The following is a 6329-nucleotide window of genomic DNA, read 5'->3' as shown; positions in this document are numbered from 1 at the left end:
GGCCGCGGCGATCACCGCGGCGTCGGGTCCGGGCAGCAGGTTCGAAGCAGGCTCCGGCGCGCCCAGCGGTGCGGCCCCCGCCGCGATGCTGTCGGCAAGGGCGGCGACGTCGTCCGCCGACATCGGCCGCTCGGGGTCGAACTGCGGCATCGCGCCGGCCAGATCCTCGCCGGGACGCAGCTCGCCCGCTTCGGCCGTGGGCTGGACCAGCAGATCCTCTTCGGTCAGCCCCGGTCCCGGCGGCGCCAGCACCAGCCGTTCCTCGGGGCCGGCCGCCTCGCCCATGGCGGCGATGTCGTTGACGGCAAGCCCCTTGTGCAGGGCGATCTCGCCGCCCGGATCCTCGGGGGCCTCGCGCATCGGGCCTTGCATGGCGCGCACCACCGGGATGCCGGTGACGTCGCGCACCCACAGCTTGTAGCCCCAGACGGCGATGCCCAGCACCAGCGCGAGCGAGACGATGGCGCCCGCGTAGCGGAACACCAGGGCCATGCCGGTCGCCAGGGGGCCGGGCCCCTGCGGGTCGCTCGGTTGTGCCATCTCAGCCTCTCTGCCGCTTGCTGCCTCGGGAGGGGCACCGCCCCCCCTCATGCCGTGCCGGTGGGGGCGCGCCTCAGCGCATTTCCTCGACCGGGGTGACGCCAAGGATACCAAGCCCCTCCCCGATCACAACGCCGACCGCGCGCGCGAGCGAAATCTTGCCCTGTATCGTGGCCGCGTCGCCCTCCTGCAAAAAGCGCAGCGCGGGCTCGTCATTGCCGCGGTTCCACAGCGCGTGGAAGGCCGAGGCCAGATCGTAGAGGTAGAAGGCGACGCGGTGCGGCTCGTGCCCCTTGGCGGCGATCTCCACCAGCCGCGGCCATTCGGCAAGGGCGCGCATCAACGCCAGCTCCGCCTCGTGGTCGAGCTTCGACAGATCCGCCTCGGCCAGCGTCGCGTCATCGACGGCGATGCCCATGGCATCGGCCTTGCGCAGCACCGAGTTGATGCGCGCATTGGCGTATTGCACGTAGAACACCGGGTTCTCACGGCTTTGCTCCAGCACCTTGTCGAAATCGAAGTCGAGCGGCGCGTCGTTCTTGCGGGTCAGCATGTGAAACCGCACCGCATCCGCGCCGACCTGATCGACCAGATCGCGCAGGGTGACGAAATTGCCCGCGCGCTTGGACATCTTGAACGGCTCGCCGTTCTTCCAAAGCTTCACCAGCTGCACCAGCTTCACGTCGAGCGGCACGCGCCCCTCGGACAGTGCCGAGACGGCCGCCTTCATCCGCTTGACGTAGCCGCCGTGATCGGCGCCGAAGACGTCGATCAGCTGGGTGAAGCCGCGCTCCACCTTGTCGTAGTGATAGGCGATGTCGGGCGCGAAATAGGTCCATGCCCCGTCCGACTTCATGATCGGGCGGTCGACGTCGTCGCCATGCGCGGTGGAGCGGAACAGCGTCTGCTCGCGCGGCTCCCAATCCTCGGGCGTCTTGCCCTTGGGCGGCTCCAGCGTGCCGCGGTAGATCAGCCCCTTTTCGTCGAGCGTCTTGATCGCATCCTCGATCCGCCCGGTGCCGTAGAGCGCCTTTTCGGAGAAGAACACATCCATGGTGACGCCCAGCGCGGCGAGGTCGTCGCGGATCAACTCCATCATGGCTTCGGTGGCGATCTCGCGCGCCTCTTCGAGCCATTCGGCCTCCGGCGCGTCGAGCATCCGCTCGCCCCAGTGCTCCTTGAGCTTTTCGCCCACCGGCACGAGGTAATCGCCCGGATAGAGCCCCTCGCCGATCTCGGGCGTCATGCCGCAGGCCTCGCGGTAGCGCTCGAAGGAGGACCGCGCCAGCACGTCGACCTGCGCGCCGCCGTCGTTGACATAGTATTCCTTGGTCACCGCGTGGCCGGCGTAGTCCAGGAGCCGCGCCAGCGCATCGCCGAACACTGCGCCGCGCGCGTGGCCCACGTGCATCGGCCCGGTCGGGTTGGCCGAGACGTATTCGACATTGACCTTCTCGCCCTGCCCCATGGAGGAGCGGCCAAAGCCCTCTTCGGTCAGCGCGGCGCGGATGATGCCCTGCCACAGGCTCGGCGCGAGGCGGATGTTGATGAAGCCGGGCCCGGCCACCTCGGCCGTGGCGATGCGGTCATCGGCGGCGAGGCGCGCGGCCAGATCCTCGGCGATCTCGCGCGGCTTTTTCCCGGCGGGCTTGGCCAGCACCATCGCGGCATTGGTCGCCATGTCGCCATGCGCCGGATCGCGCGGCGGCTCCACCGTCACGGCGGCGGTCCTGAGGCCCTCGGGCAGCGCCCCGTCGCGGGTCATCGCGTCCAGCGTGTCGAGCACCAGCGCCCGGATGTCGGTGAAGAGGTTCATGCGCAGTCCTTTCGGCCTAGTCGTGCCGCGAGATCGGCCCGCGACCCTTTACCACGGCGACGCCGCGCGTCAACGCGCAGCACCCTCCTCGGCCGTCCGGCGCGCGCTCAGGCGGCGCGGGGCGGCTTGCCCTTGGGCTTGCCGCCGCGCCGCGGCGCGCCGCCCGGCTTGGGTCCCCAGGCCTTCACCCCCGCCATGCTGCCGCTCTTGTTCGGCGGATGGCTGGAGCCGCCCTTGCCGGCGTTGTTCTTCGCCGCGCGCTTCGCGATCTCGTGGCCGGCCTCGGGGTCGGTGCCCTTCTCCTCGCCCGGCGGCAGCATGGAGATGATCCGCACCCCCGCCCCGGCGCGGATCTCCTCGTCGCCGGTGATGAACTCGGTCGTGCCCTGCGGGCCGACCCGGGCGATGACCTTGGCGTGGGGCCGCTTCTCGCGCCATTCCTCCAGCCCGTATTCCTCGGTCAGCCGGGTGACGCGGAAGGTCCAGCCTTCGCGCATCAGCTGCTCGTAGCCCTCGTAGGTCTCGTTGGGACCGAACTCGCGCCCCGTCATGCTCGAGGACAGCGCGTGCCTTGCGCTCTCCATCTTCTGCCGGGCGATCTGGTAGACGTTGTCGCGGCCGAACTCGGGGCCGAGATCGGTGGCGACCAGCGTGTTGTAGGCGTCGTTCTCGGTGGCGGCGATGACGATGTCGTAGCTCACCAGTTCGAGCCAGTGCTCGGCCGATTCCGACAGGATGTCGCCCGAATAGGTGGGGATGCCCTCCGAGCGCGCGGCGCGCAGGTTGTTGTGGTTGGGATCGGCCATCAGCACCGGCACCTCGACCTTGCGCAGCGTCTCGGCCAGCCCGCGGGTGAAGCGCGAGCCGCCGATCAGCAGCACGCCCGGCACCGCGCCGCCCGAGAGGTTCAGCATCCGTGCGAAGGGCGCGAGGGTGAAGCCATGCACCACCACCGTGAAGGCCACCAGCACGAAGGCCAGCGGCGCGACCACGTGGCCGTCGGGCACGCCCAGATCGGCCAGTCTTTCGCCGAAGAGGCCGGCCACCGCCACGAGCACCACGCCGCGCGGCCCGGTGAGCGCCACCAGAAGCTGCTCGCGCCAGGGGATGCCCGCGCCTAAGAGCGACAGGTAGACGGTGAGCGGGCGCACCACCAGCACCACCGACAGCACGAAGACCACCGCGCGCCAGTTCAGCGTGGCCAGCGTGTCGAACTCGATCGCCGCGGCGAGCAGGATGAACACGCCCGAAACCAGCAGGATCGTCGCGTGCTCCTTGAAGCGGCGCAGCTCGGTATAGGAGGGCAGGTCGGAATTGGCGATGCCGATGCCCATCACCGTCACGGCCAGAAGCCCGCTCTCGTGCAGCACCGTGTCGGAGACCGCGAAGACCGCGAGCAGCAGCGAGAACAGCACCGGCACCTTCATGTATTCGGGCACCCGGCCCTTGCGGAAGCCCCACGCGACGATCGCCGCCCCGGCCGCGCCCAGCGCCAGCGCCACGCCGATGCCGAGCGCCAGCTCCCACACGGCGCTGCCCACCGTGACGGCGGTGCGCATCACCAGAACCACCTCGAAGGCCAGCACGGCGGCGAGCGCGCCGATCGGGTCGTTGACGATCGCCTCCCATTGCAAGAGCGAGGCCGGGCGCCGCGCCAGCCGCGCGGTGCGCAAAAGCGGCGCGATCACCGTGGGGCCGGTGACGATCATGATGCCGCCGAACACCGCCGCGCTCTCCCAGCTCATCCCCGCGCCGAAGCGCAACGCCAGCGCCGAGAAGAGCCAGCCCAGGGGCGCGCCGATGAAGACCAGCCGGCTCACCCCCTTGGCTTCGTCGCGCAAGGAGCGGAAGTTGAGCGTGAGCCCGCCCTCGAACAGGATGATGGCCACCGCGATGGCGATCATCGGCTGTACCAGCGGGCCGATGTCGCGCACGGGCACGAACCAGCCGAGGCCCGGGCCGATGACGAGCCCCGCCGCCAGCATCAGCACGATCGCAGGCAGCCTGAGCCGCCAGGCCACCCATTGCGAGCCCACCCCGATCGCGCCCACCAGCGCAAAGGCCATGACCGGGCTCAGCGCCGCCGCCTGCTCCGTTGCCGTTTCAATCGCCACTCCACGCCCCCGCCACATTGGTCTTTTCCAGAATGTCCGAGCCGGTCAGCCGCGCGTGTTCCTGCAAGGCGAAGCGGTCGGTCATCCCGGCAATGTAGTCCGCCACGATCCGTGCCAAGGCGGTTTCGCCCCCAGCCTCCGCAACGTCCTTTCGCCATTGCTTGGGCAGGTTCTCGGGATGGGCCATGAAGAGCGGGAAGAGATCATGGATCACGCCGGTCACCCGTTCGCGCATCACGACCACCTCTGGGGCGCGGTACATGCGGTGGAAGAGGAACTTGCGCAGCACCTTGAGATCGCTCCACAAACCGGGGGTGAAGCGGACCATCATCCGCCCCGCCTCGCGCACCTCGCGCGCCGATTTCGGATCGGCCTCGGACAGGTTGGCCCGCGCCACGCCGATCACATCCTCGACCAGCACGCCGAAGAAGCGCCGGAGCGCCTCGTGGCGGCGGCGGTAGTAGTTGAGGCCGGGATACTTGGCGTCCACCTCCGCAAAGCAGTCGTGCAGGATCGGCAGCTCGGCCAGCTCGTCGGTCGAGAACAGCTCCGCGCGCAGCCCGTCGTGCAGGTCGTGGTGGGAATAGGCGATGTCGTCGGCCAATGCGGCGACCTGCGCCTCGGCGCTGGCATGAGTGTGCAGCTCCAGATCGTGCTGGGCCACGTAATTCGCCAGCGCATGGGGGATGTCACCCGTTACCGGACCATTATGCTTGGCGATCCCCTCCAGCGTCTCCCACGTCAGGTTCAGCCCGTCGAACTCGGCATAATGCCGCTCCAGCGAGGTGACGATGCGGATCGCCTGCGCGTTGTGATCGAAGCCGCCATAGGGCTTCATCAGCGCGTCGAGCGCATCCTCGCCGGTATGGCCGAAGGGCGGGTGGCCGAGGTCATGCGCCAGCGCCACCGCCTCGGTCAGCTCGGTGTTGAGCCCCAGCACGCCCGAGATCGTCCGCGCCACCTGCGCCACCTCGATCGAATGGGTGAGCCGGGTGCGGAAATAATCGCCCTCGTGCTCGATGAAGACCTGCGTCTTGTGCTTGAGGCGGCGGAAGGCGCTCGCATGGATGATGCGGTCGCGGTCGCGCTGAAAGGGCGAGCGGAAGGCGCTCTCCTCCTCGGGGTGGAGCCTGCCGCGCGTGTCGCGCGGGTCGGAGGCATAGGGAGCCATCATGTCGTCCGCCAGCTTGTCGTCACTATTCACCTTACCTATATGGGTCGTAAGGCCGCCCGGACAGGGAATTCGCGAGAAGGACCGCGCCCGGACCGGCACAATGACCCTGCCCCGAGATAGGTTCCGCCATGCTCACCCTGCCCCCCAAGGTCACCCCCCGCGCCTGGGAACGCCTGTCCGAGATCGGCGCACAGGCGGAAGGAAAGGCGCTGCGCGTCGCCGTCGAAGGCGGCGGCTGCTCGGGCTTTCAATACGAGATCGCGCTCGATGAGCCCAAGGAGGACGATCTCGTGCTCGAAGGCGCGGGCGAGAAGGTCGTGGTCGACAGCGTCTCGCTGCCCTTTCTCGCCGATGCCACGATCGATTTCGCCGACGAGCTGATCGGCGCGCGCTTCGTGATCGAGAATCCCAACGCCAGCAGCTCCTGCGGCTGCGGCACCAGCTTCTCGATCTGAGCGGCCGAGGGGGAGGCCGCGCCGCTTGACGCGGCCCGGCCCGCGCCTACCCTCCGGAACGGACAGTTCCGGAATTCCCAGTCATGACAGACGACAAGACGCCCCCGCCGCCCGACGAGATCCCCGGCGGAAGCGACCCTGCGCCTTCGACACCCTCGGAGCCGGGTCCGCCCGCCGCGCCGGAAACCGACCTCGCGCAGGCGGCGCGCGCCTTCTGGGCGGCGCTGATG

At 69.3% G+C, this 6329-nt stretch carries 4 protein-coding genes and 1 pseudogene; 1 reads left to right on the top strand and 4 read right to left on the bottom strand.

What is annotated here, in order from left to right; all coding sequences use genetic code 11:
* From NHG85_RS15455 to NHG85_RS15440, 4 genes and pseudogenes are all read right to left on the bottom strand, one after another.
* Positions 1–540, bottom strand: a pseudogene (locus NHG85_RS15455) (SPOR domain-containing protein); the annotation flags it as partial.
* 73 nt (positions 541–613) lie between these two features.
* The gene (gene argS, locus NHG85_RS15450) at positions 614–2356 is read right to left on the bottom strand and encodes an arginine--tRNA ligase (protein WP_253333934.1); all 1743 of its coding nucleotides are present in this window, start codon (positions 2354–2356) and stop codon (positions 614–616) included.
* A gap of 107 nt (positions 2357–2463) precedes the next feature.
* Positions 2464–4488, bottom strand: a complete 2025-nt coding sequence (locus NHG85_RS15445; RefSeq protein WP_370363037.1) for a cation:proton antiporter — start codon at positions 4486–4488, stop codon at positions 2464–2466.
* A complete protein-coding gene (locus tag NHG85_RS15440; RefSeq protein WP_253333935.1) occupies positions 4460–5644 on the bottom strand; it encodes a deoxyguanosinetriphosphate triphosphohydrolase in 1185 nt (394 codons plus the stop codon). Before NHG85_RS15440 ends, NHG85_RS15445 begins: the two co-directional genes overlap by 29 nt.
* A gap of 128 nt (positions 5645–5772) precedes the next feature.
* Here NHG85_RS15440 and NHG85_RS15435 point away from each other — a divergent pair, with 128 nt between their 5' ends.
* A complete protein-coding gene (locus tag NHG85_RS15435; RefSeq protein WP_253333931.1) occupies positions 5773–6099 on the top strand; it encodes a HesB/IscA family protein in 327 nt (108 codons plus the stop codon).
* The last annotated feature ends 230 nt before the right edge of the window (positions 6100–6329 follow it).

The organism is Limimaricola litoreus (genome assembly GCF_024159025.1).
Lineage (GTDB): Bacteria > Pseudomonadota > Alphaproteobacteria > Rhodobacterales > Rhodobacteraceae > Limimaricola > Limimaricola litoreus.
The sequence above is the reverse complement of the archived record's forward strand: the minus strand, read 5'-3'. Positions and strand labels throughout refer to the sequence as shown.